This window comes from Actinomyces procaprae (assembly GCF_004798665.1).
Lineage (GTDB): Bacteria > Actinomycetota > Actinomycetes > Actinomycetales > Actinomycetaceae > Actinomyces > Actinomyces procaprae.
The window spans coordinates 2974560-2991691 of the sequence record NZ_CP039292.1 but is presented as its reverse complement, the minus strand read 5'-3'; the positions used below and the strand labels follow the sequence as shown (position 1 = coordinate 2991691).

13 protein-coding genes are annotated in these 17132 nt (G+C 68.2%); 9 read left to right on the top strand and 4 right to left on the bottom strand.

The genetic code is table 11. The features are described 5' to 3' along the window. Positions 1 to 49 precede the first annotated feature (49 nt). Positions 50 to 1162, bottom strand: a complete 1113-nt coding sequence (locus tag E4J16_RS12235; protein WP_136314136.1) for a LacI family DNA-binding transcriptional regulator — start codon at positions 1160 to 1162, stop codon at positions 50 to 52. Between the two features lie 69 nt (positions 1163 to 1231). Then, positions 1232 to 3049 carry a beta-glucuronidase gene (uidA, locus tag E4J16_RS12230; protein WP_136314135.1) on the bottom strand — a complete coding sequence of 606 codons (1818 nt, stop codon included), beginning with the start codon at positions 3047 to 3049 and terminating at the stop codon, positions 1232 to 1234. 443 nt (positions 3050 to 3492) lie between these two features. On the opposite strand from uidA, the gene E4J16_RS12225 reads away from it, so the two are divergent. The 4 genes from E4J16_RS12225 to E4J16_RS12210 all read left to right on the top strand — a co-directional run bounded on the left by E4J16_RS12225 (position 3493) and on the right by E4J16_RS12210 (position 8178). Next, on the top strand, positions 3493 to 5106 hold the full coding sequence (locus E4J16_RS12225; RefSeq protein ID WP_136314134.1) for a mannitol dehydrogenase family protein: 1614 nt from the start codon (positions 3493 to 3495) through the stop codon (positions 5104 to 5106). Then, positions 5103 to 6209, top strand: a complete 1107-nt coding sequence (gene uxuA / locus E4J16_RS12220; protein ID WP_136192605.1) for a mannonate dehydratase — start codon at positions 5103 to 5105, stop codon at positions 6207 to 6209. The genes E4J16_RS12225 and uxuA overlap by 4 nt, the downstream gene beginning before the upstream one ends. 164 nt (positions 6210 to 6373) lie before the next feature. Beyond that, a complete protein-coding gene (eda, locus tag E4J16_RS12215) occupies positions 6374 to 7054 on the top strand; it encodes a bifunctional 4-hydroxy-2-oxoglutarate aldolase/2-dehydro-3-deoxy-phosphogluconate aldolase (RefSeq protein ID WP_136314133.1) in 681 nt (226 codons plus the stop codon). Then, positions 7051 to 8178, top strand: coding sequence for a sugar kinase (locus E4J16_RS12210; protein ID WP_136314132.1), 1128 nt, complete (start codon positions 7051 to 7053; stop codon positions 8176 to 8178). Before eda ends, E4J16_RS12210 begins: the two co-directional genes overlap by 4 nt. A gap of 29 nt (positions 8179 to 8207) precedes the next feature. On the opposite strand, the gene E4J16_RS12205 is transcribed toward E4J16_RS12210, so the two are convergent. Beyond that, complete coding sequence (locus E4J16_RS12205; protein ID WP_240038139.1) at positions 8208 to 9587, bottom strand: ROK family protein; 1380 nt, start codon at positions 9585 to 9587, stop codon at positions 8208 to 8210. Positions 9588 to 9655: 68 nt separating this feature from the next. On the opposite strand from E4J16_RS12205, the gene xylA reads away from it, so the two are divergent. After that, the gene (gene xylA / locus E4J16_RS12200) at positions 9656 to 10837 is read left to right on the top strand and encodes a xylose isomerase (RefSeq protein ID WP_136192601.1); all 1182 of its coding nucleotides are present in this window, start codon (positions 9656 to 9658) and stop codon (positions 10835 to 10837) included. Between the two features lie 172 nt (positions 10838 to 11009). Next, complete coding sequence (locus tag E4J16_RS12195; protein ID WP_136192600.1) at positions 11010 to 12485, top strand: xylulokinase; 1476 nt, start codon at positions 11010 to 11012, stop codon at positions 12483 to 12485. 195 nt (positions 12486 to 12680) lie between these two features. On the opposite strand, the gene E4J16_RS12190 is transcribed toward E4J16_RS12195, so the two are convergent. Beyond that, positions 12681 to 13718, bottom strand: a complete 1038-nt coding sequence (locus E4J16_RS12190; RefSeq protein WP_136192599.1) for a LacI family DNA-binding transcriptional regulator — start codon at positions 13716 to 13718, stop codon at positions 12681 to 12683. Between the two features lie 245 nt (positions 13719 to 13963). Between E4J16_RS12190 and E4J16_RS12185 the strand changes: the two genes are divergently transcribed. Genes E4J16_RS12185 through E4J16_RS12175 form a run of 3 tightly spaced genes read left to right on the top strand, consistent with a single transcriptional unit; the run spans position 13964 to position 17113 of the window. Further along, complete coding sequence (locus E4J16_RS12185; protein ID WP_204519843.1) at positions 13964 to 15319, top strand: extracellular solute-binding protein; 1356 nt, start codon at positions 13964 to 13966, stop codon at positions 15317 to 15319. Positions 15320 to 15326: 7 nt separating this feature from the next. Next, entirely contained in the window at positions 15327 to 16235 is a 909-nt protein-coding gene (locus tag E4J16_RS12180) for a carbohydrate ABC transporter permease (protein WP_136314130.1), read from the top strand. Further along, on the top strand, positions 16235 to 17113 hold the full coding sequence (locus E4J16_RS12175; protein ID WP_136192597.1) for a carbohydrate ABC transporter permease: 879 nt from the start codon (positions 16235 to 16237) through the stop codon (positions 17111 to 17113). Before E4J16_RS12180 ends, E4J16_RS12175 begins: the two co-directional genes overlap by 1 nt. The last annotated feature ends 19 nt before the right edge of the window (positions 17114 to 17132 follow it).

Here is a 17132-nt window from a genome sequence, read left to right as displayed (position 1 = left end):
CGGGCTGCTCCCGCAACGGGGCGCCGTCGTCGGGCGGGGGAGGCCGCGCTTAGGTGATGGGCGGCAGGACGGGTGGCGCCACGGGCGCCGGCCCGACGCTTTCCCGCTCCTGCAGGGACATCTCCAGCATGGTGACCGCCGGCTGCGGCTGGGACCGGTGGCGCAGGTGCCCGACGATCGCCGTCGCCGCCCGCATGCCCAGCCGCCGCGACCCGGCCGCCAGGGAGGTGAGCCCCGGGTTGGTCAGGGCGGACAGGTCCACGTTGTCCACGCCGATGATCGATACATCCTCGGGCACGCGCAGGCCGCGAGCGACCGCCGCTTTCATGAAGCCGATCGCCAGGAGGTCGTTGTAGCCGACAACGGCACTGGTCGGGTGGCGGCCCCACGTCTCCAAGGCGTGCAGTCCACCGCCGATGGTGGGGGAGAAGGGCCCGATCCGGCGCGGGCGCAGGCCGAGGGCATGGCAGGCGCGGGTCAGCCCCTCCCAGCGAGTGCCGTTGGACCATGAGTCCGGCGGCCCCGCCAGGTAGGTCAGTTCGCGGTGCCCGTGGGCGGCCAGGTGCTCGACGACGGCGCGCATCCCCTGTACGGAGTCCGACAGGATCGAGGTGACGCCGGGAACCTGCCGGTTCAGCGACACCACGGGCACGGCCCGGTTGAACTGTTGGATCGCCGAGTTGCTCATGCGGGAGGAGGCCAGGACGATCCCGTCGATGAGGTGCAGTACCTTCCCGATGGCGGCCCTCTCCTCGGCGGCGTTCTCCCGGGAATCGACCAGCAGCACCGTGTACCCGTTGGTGCGCGCCGACTCCTGCAGGCCGATCATGACCCGGCTGAAGAAGGGGTTGCCGACGTCGGCGATCGCCAGCGCGATCACATAGGTTTCCTCCGCGGAGTCGGCGGGACGGCGGGGCCGAGTGCGCTTGTAGCCCAACTGTTCGGCGACGGCATGGATGCGGTCGGCGGTCTCGGTGGACACCCGGCCGGGGCGGGTCAGCGCGCGGGACACGGTCGATGGCGCAACCCCGGCCGCGGCGGCGATGTCGTAGATCGTGATGGGCTTGTCGCGCCCGCGCTCCTCTGCGCCCTGTGGACGCGTCGAGGCATTGTCGACGTCGGCTAAGGCGGTGGTGTCGTCATCCGAGACTGTGGCTGGCAATCGTGCTCTTTTCCGAGTGGCGGGCGGTGCTGCGTTGTCGCGGCCGGGCGTCCGAAGCGAGTGAGCGGGTCAACACTCGTGGCTGCGCCGCTTGCCCAGCCAACGGTCTCGCACCACGAAGGCATTCTGCTTGGGCTCGCGTGACCGGGAGAACATGCCCTTCTTGTTGCCGCCGACTCGAGTGGTGCCGGTCCCGGTCTGGAAGTCGGCGAAATTCCACATCTGCTCACCCACGATCTGCGGGTAGGCGTCGAAGACGCGGTGGTACATGGCCAGCAGGTCCACCTGAAACTCCTCGGACCACGGGCGGCGCAGCAGATCCCGCATGCCGGACAGCGTGTCGGCCCCATACTCGGTGAACAGGATCGGCTTGCCCGGTGCCCGCTCGATCCAGGCGTCGATCTCCGCTCGCAGTCCCGCCTCGGCGGCCGGCAGGTCGCCGTTGTTCACGTACCAGCCGTAGTAACGGTTGAGCATGACTACGTCGAACAGGTCAACCACCCGCTCCTGGGCGGGATGTCCCATCATCACATTGACATAGCCGACCGGTCGGGTCGGGTCCGCTTCCCGGGCCGCGGCGGCCAGAGGCTCGAAGTATCGCAATGAGGCCTCGGTGTTGCTCTCCGGCTCGTTGGCCAGCGACCACAGCACTACGCACGGGTGATTCTTGTCCCGGGCCATCAACTCGCGGATGTGGTCGGCGTGAGCCGCCTGCGTATGTGCGTTCACGTGGTCCTCGCTGAACAAGGGAATCGGATCGCCCCCGAAGAAGCCGCCGATGATGGCCGTGTTAAGTCCGACCGCCGCCGTTTCGTCGATCACCACGAAGCCGCGTTCATCGGCGTAGTCCATGACCTCCTCGGCGTAGGGATAGTGGGAGGTGCGGAAGGAGTTCGCGCCCTGCCACTCCATCAGCTCGAAGTCATGGACCATGAGCGCGGGATCGTGCCCCTTGCCCCGGACCAGGTTGTCCTCGTGGCGGCCGTAGCCGCGGAAGTAGAACGGCTCCCCGTTGATGAGGAACTGCGAGTCGCGCACCGTCACGGTGCGCACGCCGAAGCGCTGCGGGTAGACGTCCTCACCCGCGCCGCCGTCCGCGGAGCCGCGGGCGTGCACCTCCAGCGTGTACAGGTAGCCGGAACCGGGCTGCCATAGGTTGACGTTGTCGATGGTGAGCGTCCCGGCGGCGCCTTCGGCATGGGCGACCTCCGCACCGGCGGCGTCCTTGACGACGACGTGGATGTGCTCGGCGCCCTCCGCCTCAACGGTGTAGGTGACGCGTCCGGCGGTGCCCTCGGGGCCGGTGGCGTAGTCGGTGACGATGGTGACGTCGGTGACGGCGATCCGCGGCCGGGTATAAAGCACGACCGAGCGGTGGATGCCCGCGTAGTTGAAGAAGTCGTGGAAGTAACGCTGCACGGTGCGTCCCTGGGCGTCCTCCGTGAGGAAGCCCACGGGGATGGACTGCCAGGACAGTCGGTTGTCCACGCGCACGGTGATGCGGAAGTCGCGCCCAGCCGTCACATAGTCGGTGATGTCGGCCTCGAAAGGAAGGTAACCGCCCGTGTGCTGGGCAACCTCGACGCCGTCGACCCACACGCGCGCGTCATGGGTGACAGAGCCGAAACGTAGAACCAGTCGGTCCTCGCCCAGATTGTGCGGGGCGACGGCCTCGCGCTCGTACCATGCAGGACCCACGTGGTCGTGGACCTCGGGGGCGATGGTGATGTCGTTGTAGGAGGCGGGCACCGGCATGGGGCGCGGTGCGGGCAGGGGTGTGGCGAACCAGCACTCGGCCTGACCATGGTCCTCCGGGTCGAGCTGGAAGCGCCACACCCCGTCGAGGGACACGACTGTGCGCGAGGCGGAATTGCGTACGGACAGCATGCGGGCTCCCTTGTCTGTCGCCCGCAGAGGCCTGCTCCACCGCGCCGTCGTGGAGCGTGGATTCTGCGGGAGCGTGTGTGGTGAACTACATTGCCATCCCACAACTTAGTCCCTGATCCGCCGACGAGTTGCCGTTTGTTGCCACTTGAAGCAGAGGACGAATGCGCAGCCGACGGCGTCCGTGCTCGAACGCACTTCCTGCTCCAGCGCCTACTGCGCGCTCTTGCCATCTGTTTCGAGCTCTTGCGCCCTGGTGTGCGGCAAATAGGCGCACAGCAGAGCACAAATCTCGTAGCAGAGGGGCGGTAGCACGCCTCCCGGGCTCCGGAGGGCTTCACGGCGGTCGGGTGGTCTTTGACAACTCGTGGCAACTGGGGGTGTCGCTGCCGTCCGGGAGAGAATCTGCTTTCAGCAGCGTCCGCAGCAAAGGAGCCGATCCGCCCATGAAACTGACCATAGAGGGTCTGCAGGATCGGGACGCGTTCCGGTGCGCGGGTGTCGTCACGCCCGGCTTCGACGTCGCCGCCATGCAGGCCGCGGGGAGACGCCGTCCGCGCTGGCTCCACCTGGGCGCCGGCAATATCTTCCGCGTCTTCCTGGCCCGTATCGCCGACGACCTCATCGCCGCCGGACACCACTGGCCCATTACCGCCGTCGTCACCACCGACCCGGCCGGCTTCAACGCCCGGCTCGGCGCCCACGACCTACTCACCCTCGGCGTCACGCTCAACCCCGACGGCGGTCGCGATCTGCGCGCCATCGCCGGGGTGTGCGAGGCCCTGGTCACCCGCCGCGAGGGCGACCTCGCCCGTCTGTTCGCACTCGCCGCCGATCCAGAGGTCACGCTCGTCTCCCTGACCATCACCGAGAAGGGCTACGCCGTTCACGACGGCGCCGGCCGACTCCTGCCAGAGCTCGCCGACGCCGTCGCCATCGATCCCCACGGTTACCAGTCCCACGCCATGGCGCTGCTCGCGGCCCTTCTGCTGACCCGCTACGAGGCGGGCGGCGCCCCCATCACCCTGATGAGCTGCGACAACTTCAGCCACAACGGCGACCGGCTGCGCGAGGCGATCGCCGTCGTCGCCCGCGGCTGGGTCGAGGCGGGCTCCGCGTCGGAGAGTTTCCTCGCCTGGCTGGCCGACCCGACCCGCGTTGCCTTCCCCATCACCGTCATCGACAAGATCACTCCGCGACCCAGCCCGGCCGTCAGTGACGACCTGGCCCGGCTCGGCTTCACCGACATGGCGCTGGCCACCCGTGGACGCACCGCGATGGCCGGCTTCGTCAACGCCGAACCCACCGAGTACCTGATCATCGAGGACGCCTTCGCCGCCGACCGCCCGCCCTTCGAGCAGGCCGGCGCGCACGTGGTCGCACGCGAGGTGTGCGACGAGTTCGAGAACATGAAGGTCGCCACCTGCCTCAACCCGCTGCACACGGCTCTCGCCGTCGCCGGCTGCCTTCTGCGGATGCCCACGATTGATGCGGAGATGCGCGACCCGGCTCTGGAAGCGCTGGTCAGCCGCCTGGGCTGGGACGAGGGCCTGCCGGTGGTCTCCGATCCCGGCGTCGTCGCCCCCGCGGATTTCCTCACCGAGGTCCTGGGCACCCGCTTCACCAACCCCTACCTGCCCGACGACCCGGCCCGCATCGCCATGGACACCTCGCAGAAGCTGCCGATCCGCTTCGGACAGACCCTGCTGCGCTACCGCGAACGCGGCCTGGACCTGGGCGGCCTGACGGCCATCCCGCTGGTGATCGCCCTGTGGTGCCGCTATCTGACGGGCATTGCCGACGACGGTGCGCCCTTCACGCCGTCCTCCGATCCGCGCTATGGGGAGCTGCACGCCCACGTGGCCGACCTGCGCCTGGGCGGGAGCGCCGACGCCGCGGCCATCCACGCCGCACTGCTACCCATCCTGTCCGACCCGACCCTGTTCGCCCTGGACCTGTATACCACCCCGCTGGCCGCCAAGATCGAGACACTGCTGGCGCGACTACTCGTCGGCCCCGGCGCCGTGCGCACCACCATCGAGGAGGAGATGCTGCCATGAAGATGACCTTCCGCTGGTATGGGGAGGCCTACGACCCGATCCCCCTGGAGCATGTGCGCCAGATACCCGGCATGACCGGCATCATGGGGGTGTTGGACCAGTACGCCGCGGGCGAGGTCTGGAGCCGGGAGGACATCGGCGCCCTGGTGGATCGGGTACATGCCCAGGGCCTCGAGTGTGAGGTGATCGAGTCCGTCAATGTCCACGAGGACATCAAGCTGGGACTGCCCAGCCGTGACGCCTACATCGCCAACTACTGCCAGACCTTGGAGAACCTGGCGGCGTTCGGCATCAAGGTGGTCATTTACAACTTCATGCCGGTGTTCGACTGGTTGCGCACCGAGTTGTACCACCGCAACGAGGACGGCTCCACCTGCCTGTACTACAACCACGCCGACGTCGAGGGCATGGGACCGCGCGAGATCGTCGCCATGACCGAGCGCGCCTCCGGCGGTCTGACCCTGCCCGGTTGGGAGCCCGAGCGGCTGGGCCGGCTGGAGGAGGTGCTCGCCCTGTACGCGGGCATCGACCACGCCCGAATGCGCGAGCACTACCGCTACTTCCTTCAGGGCGTCATCCCCACCTGTGAAAGGGTCGGCATCCGCCTGGCGGTCCACCCCGATGACCCCGCCTGGGACCTGTTCGGCCTGCCGCGCGTGTGCAAGAACCGGGACGATCTGGACGCCATCGTGGGCCTGGTCGACTCCCCGGCCAACTCCCTGTGCGTGTGCTCCGGGTCCCTCGGCTCCAACCCGGACAACGACGTGCCCGCGATCTTCCGCGAATTCGGTGAGCGCGGCCGCATCGCCGCCGCCCACGTGCGCAATGTCAAGCACCTGGGCCCCAAGCACTTCCAAGAGGCGCAGCACCTGTCCGCCGACGGCAGCCTGGACATGGCCGCCATCGTCGAGGCCATCCACGACACCTGCTCCGACGTCTACATGCGCCCCGACCACGGCCGCATGATCTGGGGCGAAACCGGCCGCCCCGGCTACCCGCTGTACGACCGCGCCCTGGGAGCCACCTACATCAACGGCCTGTATGAGGCCACCGCCAAACTCAAGTCCCGCCCCGCCTCCAATCCTCGAGGTCGGTCGAAATAACCGCCGAGGTCGGTAGAAGTTACATGCCGAGGTCGGTAGAAGTTACATGCCGAGGTCGGTCGATCTGGTGGCAAGAGTAGCAACCTGAAACCGGCATGAGTTCCGTGCCAGAGCCAATCGCAACCACGCGCCTACGGATCAGCGGGTGCAGAGAGGTAGACGTAATGACAGGAACGATTGAAACACCCGCCCGAGACGATACCGCCGCCCAGTCGCCGCTCGCCGCGCTGCTGGCCGCCAACCCGGTGGTGCCGGTCGTCGTCGTCGACTCCGCCGAGGACGGCGTGAACGTCGGCAAGGCGCTGGTCGCCGGTGGCATCACCACGGCGGAGGTAACCTTCCGCACCGCCGCGGGCGCCGACGCCATCCGCGCCATGCAGGAGGTCGAGGACCTCACCGTCGGGGCCGGCACCGTCATCAACACCGCGCAGGTCGAAGCCGCAGTCGCCGCCGGCGCGAAGTACATCGTGTCGCCGGGCTTCAGCGCCGACGTCGTGCGCGCCACCCAGGACGCCGGGGTCCTCTCGCTGCCCGCCTGCTCGGACGCCTCCTGGATCATGGCCGCCCTCGAACTCGGCATCAATACCGTCAAGTTCTTCCCGGCCTCGGTCAACGGCGGCGTGCCCGTAATCAAGGCGCTTTCCGCCGCGTTCCCCGGCTTGGGCTTCGTGCCCACCGGCGGCGTCAACGCCGACAACCTGGCCGACTACCTGTCTGTCGACGTGATCCGCGCCTGCGGCGGCTCCTGGATGGTGAAGAAGGACCTGGTCTCCGCGGGCGACTGGGAGCAGATCACCCGCCTGTCCGCCCAGGCCATTGCCATCGCGAAGGAGTGCGGCCGATGAGCACCGTCAGCGAAACCACTGCTACCGGGCCGGTGACCCTGCGCCCCGCCGAGGAGTGCCGCTACGACGTCGTCTCCCTGGGCGAGGTGATGCTGCGCCTGGATCCGGGCGAGGGGCGGGTGCGCACCGCCCGACGCTTCGAGGCGTGGGAGGGCGGCGGCGAGTACAACGTCGCCCGCGGCCTGTCCCGCTGCTTCGGTCTGCGCGCCGGCGTGGTCACCGCGCTCGCGGACAACGAGGTCGGCCACCTGATCGAGGGCATGATCCTGGCCGGCGGCGTCGACCCCATGATCACCTGGGCGCCGTACGACGGCATCGGCCGTACCGTCCGCAACGGGTTGAACTTCACCGAGCGCGGCTTCGGGGTGCGGGGCGCCGTCGGCGTGTCCGACCGCGGGAACACCGCCATCGCCCAACTGCGGGCCGACGACGTCGACTTCGAGTACCTGTTCGGCACCCTCGGGGTGCGCTGGCTGCACACCGGCGGCATTTTCGCCGCTCTGTCCGAGTCGGCGGCCGAGGTCGCCCAGGCCGCCATGAGTGCCGCCCGCCGCCACGGCACGATCGTCTCCTACGACCTGAACTACCGGCCCTCCCTGTGGAAGGGGATCGGTGGCATTGAGCGGGCCCAGGAGGTCAATCGGCGCCTGGCGCGGCTGGTGGACGTCATGATCGGTAACGAGGAGGACTTCACCGCCTCCCTCGGTTACGAGGTGGAGGGCGTGGACGCAGGCCTGTCCAAGCTGGACACCACCGCCTTCGAGCGCATGATCGAGCGGGTCACTGCCGACTTCGACAACTTCAAGGTCGCCGCCACTACCCTGCGCCAGGTGCGTACCGCCACGGTCAACGACTGGTCGGCGATCGCCTGGTCGCGGCAGGACGGTTTCGTGCGCTCCACCCAGCGGCCGGGGCTGGAGATCCTCGACCGCGTCGGCGGCGGCGACTCCTTCGCCTCCGGGCTGATCTACGGGCTCATCGACACCGGCGACCTGGCCACCGCCGTCGAGTACGGCGCGGCTCACGGCGCCCTGGCGATGACCACGCCCGGCGATACGAGCATGGCCACCAAGGCCGAGGTTCTGCGCCTCGCCGCCGGGGGCGGCGCCCGGGTGCAGCGCTGACGAACGGCCGTCTGAAACACGCTTTCGCCTCAAGTACACGAGTTTTGGAGGTTTGCGGGCGCTGGGCGCATGCATACCTCTAAAACTCGTGTTCGAGGCGTGAACGCGTGTTCGTGGCGCACGGGCACCAGGGGGTGTGTGGTGCGTGGAGAGCAGCGCCTCACATCCAGGCGACCGGGGTCGGCGACGACCTCCTCGAGCAGGGACCAGGCCGCGCCGGTGACCGCCGGCGTCTGATCCTGCGAGGTGGTGATCACCTCGGGCACCGACCAGCGAGAAGACAGCACCCGCTGGCGAAGCTCCGCCTCCAACTCGGGACGCAGGATGTCGGCCAGTGGCGCGAGGTGCCCGCCCAGGATGATCGTCGGGATATCCAAGATATTCACGGCGGCGCTGAGCCCGACGCCGAGTGCCTGGGCCGCCCGGGTGACGGCCTGACGTGCGGCCGGGTCATGCGACTGCCAGGCCGTGACCAGCTGTTCCGGACCCGCGGCGTCGTCCAAGTCGGCGGCCGCAAGGATCAGGCGGCGCCCGGCGTAGCGCTCTACGCAGCCGCGGTTGCCGCAGGTGCACAGCGGGCCGGTGGGATCCACCTGGATGTGCCCGATCTCCCCGGCGAAGCCCGAAACCCCGAGCGTCACCTGGCCATCGCGGACGATTCCCGCCCCGATGCCGTTCTCACCGGAGAGGTAGATGAAGGAGGGTGATGAATGCAGCGCCGCGGGTCGGTCGCGTCCCGCGGTCAGGGCGCCGAAGTTGGCCTCGTTGCCCAGGCGCAGCACCAGGCCGTCCGGCTGGAGGACGTCGGTCAGGAATGGGCGCGGATCGATCCGCTCCCATCCCAGGTTGGGGGCGCGCAGCAGCGTCTCGTGCGAGACCAAGCCGGGGAGGGCGATGGCGGCGCCCACCTTGCGGGCCCGCCGTACGGCGTCGAGACTCAGCACATCGCGGGTCAGCCTTGCCAGCCGGGGCAGGACCTCCGCGGGATCGGAGGCCTCAAAGTCATCCAGCACTACCCGCTCCGCCAGCACCTGGCCGGACAGGTCAATCGCGCGTACCGCCATCCGCGACACGTTCACCTCCAGGCCGATAGCCACGAAGGTGCCCCGCGCCGGGGCCAGTGGCACTGCCGGACGGCCGGGCCCGGAGGCCGGGGAGGGGTCCAGCTCGGTCAGGATGCCGACCGCCACCAGGTCGTCGGCCAACCGCGAGGCGGTTGAGCGGGTCATGCCGGTCATGGCGGCGACGTCGGCGCGCGATACCGGCTTGGGGGCGGCGAAGACGTGCCCGGCCAACAGGGCCAGGTTTGCCGTCCGCAGGCTGGACTGCCGTGCGGAGACAGTGGCTGCGGATGCCTGGGTACGGGGGGCGAGGGACGGCGACGCTGACGTCGTGCGAGCTTGAGACACGCCTTGACCATACCGCACACCCGTGGCATAGTTGCGTGAGCGAACAAAATCCGGCTCGAGGAGGAACCATGGTTCGTAAGCCCACCAAGGAAGACAAGTTCTCATTCGGTCTGTGGACCGTCGGCTGGCTGGCCGCCGACCCCTTCGGCGACACCACCCGCACCGCCTTGAAGCCCTGGGAGTACGCCGAGAAGCTCGCCGAGCTCGGCGCCTGGGGCATCACCTTCCACGACAACGATGTCTTCCCCTTCGACGCCACCGATGCCGAGCGCGCGAAGATCGTCGGCAAGCTCAAGGACACGGTGGACGCCACGGGCCTGACCATCGAGATGGTCACCACCAACACCTTCACCCACCCGATCTTCAAGGACGGTGGTCTGACCAACAACGACCGCTCCATCCGCCGCTTCGGGCTGCGCAAGATCCTGCGCAACGTGGACCTGGCCGCCGAGTTGGGCGCCACCACCTTCGTCATGTGGGGCGGGCGCGAGGGCGCCGAGTACGACTCCTCCAAGGACCTGGGTGCCGTCTTCGACCGCTACAAGGAGGGTCTGGACACCGTCGCGCAGTACATCAAGGACCAGGGCTATAACCTGCGCATCGGCCTGGAGCCCAAGCCGAACGAGCCCCGCGGTGACATCTTCCTGCCCACCGTCGGCCACGCCCTGGCCCTGATCGCCGAGCTGGACAACGGCGACATCGTCGGTCTGAACCCCGAGGTCGGCCACGAGCAGATGGCGGGTCTGAACTACACCCACGCCCTGGCACAGGCGCTGAACGCCGGCAAGCTCTTCCACATCGACCTCAATGGTCAGAAGGGCCTGAAGTACGACCAGGACCTGGTCTTCGGCCACGGCGACCTGCTCAGCGCCTTCTTCACCGTCGACCTGCTGGTCAACGGCTTCCCCAGCGGCGGCCCGCGCTACGACGGGCCGATCCACTTTGACTACAAGCCCTCGCGCACCGACGGCATTGAGGGTGTGTGGGAGTCCGCGGCCGCCAACATGGAGATGTACATCCAGCTGGCGGAGAAGGCCCGTGCCTTCCGCGCCGACCCGGAGGTGCAGGAGGCGCTCAAGCTCTCCGGCATCTACGAGCTGGCCGAGCCGACCCTCGCCGAGGGGGAGACGATCGCCGACCTGCTCGCCGACCGCTCCGCCTACGAGGACTTCGACGCCGAGGCGGCCGCCGCCCGCGACTACCACTACGTCAACCTCTACGAGAAGGCCGTCCAGCACCTCATCGGTTGAACCGGAGTGGCGATGGGGTGGCGCCAAGGCGGTGCCGCCCCATCGCCCGTCGGCCCCCGCGAGGAAGGCGACCCTTCGCCTCGACAACGTCCCGCTTCAACATACGACTACACGACTACGCTTTAGTTCGTCCCCTCGAAATCCAACCGCCTTCAACGTGGAAGGAACTCTTATGGCCCTCGTCGCCGGCGTCGACTCCTCGACGCAGTCCTGCAAGCTCGTCGTCCGCGACGCCGCCACCGGCGCCCTCGTGCGTGAGGCCAAGGCCTCCCATCCGGACGGTTCCGAAGTCCACCCCGATCACTGGTGGACCGCACTCAACGAAGTGATCGACGCCGTCGGCGGGCTCGATGACGTCGCCGCCCTGAGCGTTGGCGGGCAGCAGCACGGAATGGTGGTGCTCGATGCCGACGGTGAGGTCATCCGCCCCGCCCTGCTGTGGAACGACACCCGCAGCGCCGGCGCCGCCCGCGATCTGATCCGCGAGCTCGGCGACGGCGACGAAGCCGCCGGGGCCAAGGCCTGGGCCGACGCCGTCGGCTCGGTGCTCGTGGCCTCCCTGACCATCACCAAGCTGCGGTGGCTGGCCGACCACGAGCCCGAGAATGCCGCCCGCATCGCGGCCATCTGCCTGCCGCACGACTGGCTCACCTGGAAGCTGTCCGGCGCCGCCTCGCTGGACACCCTCGTCACCGACCGCTCCGACGCCTCCGGCACGGGCTACTTCGACTCCGTGGCCAACAGCTACCGCCGCGACCTGCTCGCGCTCGCCCTGCACCGCCGCGAGGCCGAGGTCGCCGACATCGTATTGCCCCGCGTCGTCGGCCCACACGAGGAGGCCGCCCGCGGCGGCGCCTTCACCACTCCGACAGGGAAGGCGCGGGACCTGACCCATCTGGTGCTCGGTCCCGGCTGCGGCGACAACGCCGGCGCCGCCCTCGGACTGGGCCTGCGGCCGGGCGCCACCAGCGTCTCCCTGGGCACCTCCGGCGTGGTCGCCGCCGTCTCCGCCACTCCCACACACGACCCCTCAGGGCTGGTCACGGGCTTCGCCGACGCCACTGGCGCCTTCCTGCCGCTGGCCTGCACGCTCAACGCCGCGCGCATTCTGGACGCCGCCAAGCAGGTGCTGGGAATCTCCTACGACGAGTTCGACCGGCTCGCACTGTCTGCCGAGCCCGGTGCCGCCGGGCTGGTGCACGTGCCCTACCTGGAGGGTGAGCGCACCCCGAACCTGCCCGAGGCCACGGGCATGCTCACCGGCATGACGCTGGCTTCACTGACCCCTGCGAACTACGCGCGCGCCGCCGTCGAGGGACTGCTGTGCCTTATGGGGGCGTGCGTCGACGCCGTGCGCGGCCAGGGGGTCGAGGTCGACGCCGTCACGCTCGTGGGCGGGGGAGTGAAGTGGGCCTGCGCCCGTGAGCTCGCCCCCGCCGTGCTCGGCGTTCCGGTGGAGGTGCCCGAGCCCGGCGAGTATGTCGCCAACGGCGCCGCCAAGCAGGCCGCCTGGGTGCTTGCCGGCGGTGAGGAGCCGCCCGCATGGGAACTCGGCCCGGTCGAGCACCTGACCGCCGAGCCGCAACCGCAGGTGCGTGCCGCCTACGACGCGGCTGCGGCCCTGGTGGCCGCCGCCCAGCAGGACTGAACGCTTGTTGGGCGGGGCCGCGGCAGCTTCCATGCCGGGAAGATGCCCGAGATCGGCACAAACGCCGTCTGCGTGCCTCGGGGCGGACTGCGAAACGGCGTGATTGCAACGCTCGGTTGAAGGCGAATCGGCGCGACCAGCCCGTTTGTGCCGAACTCAGACAGTTTGCTCAATGACGCGGCGGCGGGGCTGCCGCTACTCCCGCGGCGGCGCCGTCGAGTTGCGCTCGGACAGGGTGGTCGCTATCTCGATGTGATGGGCCTCGGGTTGGCCGTCCTGCATTAGGAGGACGGTTTCGACGGCCCTGCGCCCCATCTCTTCCAGGGGCTGGCGCACAGCTGTCAGGTGCGGTGTCGTGAGTGTCGTGATGAAAGTGTCGTCGTAGGAGACGACGCTGAGATCCTCCGGGATGCGCAGTCCGAGGTCGTCGGCGGCCTGCACGATACCGATGGCCTGGAGGTCGGAGCCCGCAGTGATAGCCGTCGGGCGGTCCGCGCCGAGCGAGAGCCACTCCCGGGCGACCTCATATCCAGCTGCCTGTGTGAAGGGGCCGTGCCGGATGAGTTCAGGGGCGGGCGTGAGCCCTTGGCGGCTGCAGGCGGACAGGAAGCCGTCAAGGCGGGCCGTACCGCTGAGGGAGGCGGAGGGCCCGGTGAGGACGGCTAGGCGCTTGTGCCCGAGTCCGAGCAGGTGGTCTGCGGCGCTGTGCCCACCGAGCCAGTTGGTCGCGCCTACAGAGACGATCTCCGGATGAGAGGAGTCCAGGGGATCGATGACGACGATCGGCAGCCGTGCCCCCTCGAGGTCGGCGACTGTGTCAGGGTCGAGGCTTGCGGTGAGTATTACGGCGCCCGAACGGTTGCGTGACAGCAGCCTGTGATTGAGATCCGACTGGGTTACGGTGGAGGTCCTGTCCGCGGACGTGTGAGTGCGTTCGACGACCAGGTCGACGCCGTGGGCCTCGGCCGCGTCGCGTGCCCCTTTAAGGATCGTCATGGCGTAGGCGCTGTCGATGACATCAGCCATGAACGAGATCGACGGAGGAGTCTCGTCGGGGCGGTGTGCCCGGGTGACGTAGCCGAGCTCTCTGATGGCGGCCTCGACTCGCGCGCGAGTGGCCGGTGAGACCTCGGGCCGGCCGTTGGCGACCTTTGAGGCGGTCGCGAGTGAGACGCCGGCCCGTGCGGCGACATCCGCAAGCAGGGGGCGACTCGCGGCGGACGGGTTGTTCATGGAAGTGCCTTTCAGCGGTCGGCGCGACGTGGTGGCCGCATTCCGCATGGTAGGGGACCAGGAGAGTTCTTCGTCTCCTCGTCCGCTCTAGAGGGTGCGGCGCGGCGCGTGACGGCGCAGGTGGTTCATCCGCCGACGACTTCATCAGGCGGGTCCCGGTACTTGCGGATCAACGTGAGGGTCGTTACTCTCAAGGCATAAAGTTTTGGCAGCCGGTCAAAACTGTCGATACGAAAGGCTCGAAGATGAGTATTCGTTGTCAGCACATGCTCTCGCGCCGTGGTCTTCTCAAGACTTCTGGTGTCGTAGTCGGCTCCGCGGCGATGGTGTCCGCGCTGGCCGCCTGCAGCTCCTCCGGCCCCAATTCCTCCGGTGCTGGCGGCTCGGGTGGCTTCGCCGCCAGCGCCTGGGCGATTCAGAGTTCCCAGTCGGACTCCTACGTCGCCGCTGTCGACCGTTGGAACCAGGCGCACCCCGATGAGGTGATCGACCTGCAGGTCATGCCCGACAACGGCTATAAGGACAAGGTCCGCGTAGCCCTCGGTGCTGGTCAGGCGCCGACTCTGGTCTACGGGTGGGGCGGCGGTGGCCTGCGCGACTACGTCGAGCAGGGCCTGGTCGACTCCATCACGCGGCTCGCGGGAACCGAGCATGCGGGCATCGCCGAGCGCTACCTTGAGGCGACCCTCGGCGCGGCGACCATCGACGGTGAACTTTACGGAGTCCCGATCGGCAACATGCAGCCCGTCGTCGTGCTCTACAACAAGGAAGTCTTCTCCACGATGGGTGCCGAGGCCCCGCAGACCTGGGACGAGCTGCTCGCCGTGGTCGCCAAGGCCAAGAGCGCGAACATCACCCCGATCGCCCTGGCGGGCCAGAGCAAGTGGCCCCACCTTCCTTACCTCGCCTACTTGGTGGACCGCATCGGCGGTCCGGAGGTGTTCGCCAGGATCGAGGCCGACGAGGCCGATGGCTGGTCCGACCCCGCGGTACTGGAAGCCGCGCAGAAGATCCAGGAACTCGTACAGGTCGGCGCCTTCGCCGACGACGCCTCCGCAACCTCTTATGAGAGCGGTGCGGCCGATGCCCTGCTCTACACCGGCAAGGCGGCGATGCTCGTCATGCTGTCCAACGCCTATTCCAATATCGCCCAGGCCTCCCCCCAGTTCGTAGAGTCGGGCAACCTCGGCTACTTCCCCTTCCCTGCGGTCGAAGGCGGCAAGGGCGACCCGAAGGATGTCACCGGCAACCCTTCGGCGTACTGGTACATCTCCAGCGCCTCGACCGACGCAGCCAAGGATGTCGCCATCCGCTTCCTGGACGAGCAGGTCATGAACGACCAGTACGTCGATGAGATCATCGGCCGCGCCTCGGTGCCGGGTGCCGTGTCCGCAGGCGACAAGCTCGCCGCCGCGGACGATCCCTTCGCGTCCTACGTGTTCGAACTGGTCAACGAGGCGCCGGCCTTCCAGCTGTCCCTGGACCAGGCACTCACACCGGTTCAGGGAGAGGCCCTCAACACCGCGCTTGACCAGCTGTTCCTCCTGGAGATCACCCCCCAGGAGTTCGTTGACACCATGACCGCCACCGTCGGCAAGTGAGGCCCTCGTGAGTGCTTCAAACAACTCCCACGACGCGCGGACGGGGACGAACGCCGGACCCAGCCCGTGGTTCATCGCCCCGGCCTTGGTCCTGTTCGTCGTCTTTGCGATCGTTCCTCTGTTCGGCGCGGTGATCCTGTCCCTGACCAAGTGGGACGGCCTCGGGTCGCCGGAGTGGACGGGAATGACTAACTGGCGCGCCGTACTGACTGATCCGGTCACCTGGACCACGATCAGGCTCAGCCTCATAGTGATGGTCGGATCCTGGGTCGTGCAGACTCCGCTCAGCCTGCTGCTGGGTGTCTGGGCGGCCCGGGAGGGTCGTACACGCGCCGTCGTCACGACCGTCTACTTCCTGCCCCTGCTGCTGTCCTCCGCAGCGGTAGGCCTGACCTTCAAGAACCTGCTCGACCCGAACTTCGGCATGACCGCCATGCAGTGGCTCGGGCCGCTGAGCAGAAACTGGCTCGGGGACAGGGGAACGGTGCTCACGGTCGTCATCTTCATCGTCGCCTGGCACTTCGTGCCGCTGCACACCCTGCTCTACCAGGCGGGCGCGCGGCAGGTCCCGAAGTCCCTCTACGAGGCCGCCTCGTGCGACGGCGCCGGCGGACTGCGGATGTTCTTCCAGATCACGCTGCCGCAGCTGAAGTACACGATCGTCACCTCCTCGACCCTGATGCTCGTCGGCTCGTTGACCTACTTCGACCTCATTTTCGTGCTGACGGCGGGCGGGCCGGGTTACGCCACCCGGATCCTGCCGCTGCACATGTACCTCACGGGCTTCCAGGCGGCGGACATGGGGCGTGCCAGTGCCATCGCCACGCTGCTGGCGACGCTGGGGCTGATGCTGTCCCTGACACTCACGAGGGTTACGGGCTTCACCCGGATGGAAAGTCAGCAGGAGGGAATCTGATGAGCGCCGCAGCCCTGGCCCAGATCAGCGAGATCAGCGCGCGGGACGCGCCGCGGCGCCGTCGGCCGCGGCTGAACATCCCCGGCGGCATGGGTGCCCTCCTCTGGCTCCTCGTCGTGGTCGTGCCGATCTACTGGGTGGTAATCACCTCGTTGCGCACGCAGCAGAACTTCTTCACCGACGGGGCACTGGTTCCGCCGAGTGACCCGACCCTGGAGAACTACGCGCTGGTGTTTGAGAAGGGCTTCGCGCGATTCTTCCTCAACTCGATCATCGTGACCGTCGGAGCCGTCGGCCTGACCATCGCCGTCGGGCTCATGGCGGCTTACACCATCGTGCGCAGCAAGCGGCCGCTCGCCAAGCGGTCCCTGAGCGTCTTCCTGCTCGGCCTGGCAATCCCGGCCCAGTCGGCGATCATCCCGATCTTCTACATGATCACGAGGATGCGCCTGTACGACACACTCCTGGCCGTGATCCTGCCGTCCGCCGCCTTCGCCATTCCGATCACGGTGCTCATATTCACCAACTATCTCAGGGATATCCCGGGCGAGTTGTTCGAGTCGATGCGCCTGGACGGGGCCACCGAGGGGCAGATCCTCCACAGGCTCGTGCTGCCGCTGTGCGTGCCGGCGATCTCGACGACCGCGATCTACAACGGCGTCAACGTCTGGAACAACTTCCTGTTTCCGCTAGTGCTGACTCAGTCGCCCCGGAGCAGGGTCCTGCCCCTGGCACTGTGGACCTTCCAGGGGGAGTTGACGATCAACGTGCCCGCCATGATGGCGGCCATTGTGCTGTCGGCACTGCCGATACTCACGCTCTACGTCCTCGGCCGACGCCAACTCATCGCCGGAATGACGGCTGGATTCGGCAAATAGGCCTGCGCCCGCATTCGGG